We start from the raw sequence: 1,271 nt of genomic DNA on the forward strand, positions 1-1,271 counted from the left end.
ATGCTTCTATAACAATAATGTTTTTCTACAAAATAAAAAATGTACATATTTAATGTACATTTCTACCTAAGCTTGTATACCTTTTCTATTTTATTTCATATATATACTATATATCGTTTTTAGAAAGGAGTGACCTATATGCCTCAAAAAGAAAATCTATCAGATATTATGCGTTTACTAGCTGGCTTTTTGTTATCATTAAAATTACTATTTACCTCTTTCGGAATAAACTTCATTACAAACGATCAAATTGACGCTATAGTAAATATTATTTCATTTCTATTCATTCTATATTTTGGATATAAAAATAATTATGTTGGAAAAAAAGGAGTAGAACAAAAGAAATTACTCAAGAAGCACAATCTTCATTAAAGAAGGAACCTTTCGCACGGGTTCCTTCTTATCATTTTCTGACAACCACTTCATTTGTTTGTAGTGGTCCATATGATACTCCTTTATATTGAAATGTATATGTAGCCTGAAATACTGAATTGGGAGGAGCTTTATCTTTATTTGCTTTTATTTTACAAATTAATTCTACCTTTTCACTCGGCGATAAATTATCGATTCGCCACCTTACAAGCTGAAATAAAAACTCACTTATTCCCTTATCTGCTTTTAAAGAGTTTGGGATATACGCGAAATAATCACGAATCATATGACTTACAACTACTCGCGAAATCATTTCAACGCCTTTATTTTCAACTTCAAGTCGAATAATTAGTATGTCATTAACATCATAGATCATCTCATATGAAAATTTTTCTTTATACATACTACGGATTTGCAATGTGACTGCTACATTGGATGCTTCCGTTTCCTTTTTAGAACCATCAATCCACAAAACCGGCTGTAACGGTATAGAATACCTTCCTTGATCCGAAATTTGTTTCCATATTTTCATAATATATTCACCTCATTCCAGATGTATCATCTATACAACTTTATTCTGCCTATCGATGCAATAAACTACACTTAGAAAAAATATTGAGCTTGTTACAAACCATCTTAGATTTTTCTTTTCCTTTTATCCTATTCGACAATATAAAGAAAAAACCATTTTTAATAGGTTGACACAGGTTATTCTTTATTAAATATTTTTTTACAATTTCCTTCCTTGACTACATAACAAAATAAATTCTTACTCTCTCTTTTGGTCAATATAATAAAGTGAAACTTTAATCAGTGGGGGTTTTGTCCATCCCCCACTGATTATTAGCCTTCACCAATCGGGATAAAATACTTTGGCGTAAGAAAACATTTACCTTTTA

General features: G+C 29.9%; 2 protein-coding genes. One reads left to right on the forward strand and one right to left on the reverse strand.

Annotated elements, in window-relative coordinates; translation table 11 throughout:
* Positions 1 to 138: 138 nt before the first annotated feature.
* Complete coding sequence (locus KI356_RS26925) at positions 139 to 372, forward strand: SPP1 phage holin family protein (RefSeq protein ID WP_212936973.1); 234 nt, start codon at positions 139 to 141, stop codon at positions 370 to 372.
* A gap of 31 nt (positions 373 to 403) precedes the next feature.
* Here KI356_RS26925 and KI356_RS26930 read toward each other — a convergent pair whose 3' ends face one another.
* Positions 404 to 904, reverse strand: a complete 501-nt coding sequence (locus KI356_RS26930; protein WP_212936974.1) for a hypothetical protein — start codon at positions 902 to 904, stop codon at positions 404 to 406.
* Between the last annotated feature and the right edge of the window lie 367 nt (positions 905 to 1,271).

The organism is Bacillus hominis (genome assembly GCF_018332515.1).
Taxonomy (GTDB): domain Bacteria; phylum Bacillota; class Bacilli; order Bacillales; family Bacillaceae_G; genus Bacillus_A; species Bacillus_A hominis.

Coding starts and splice junctions, on each gene's coding strand:
- KI356_RS26925 (WP_212936973.1), top strand. CDS start 139: ATGCCTCAAAAAGAAAATCTATCAGATATTATGCGTTTACTAGCTGGC.
- KI356_RS26930 (WP_212936974.1), bottom strand. CDS start 904: ATGAAAATATGGAAACAAATTTCGGATCAAGGAAGGTATTCTATACCG.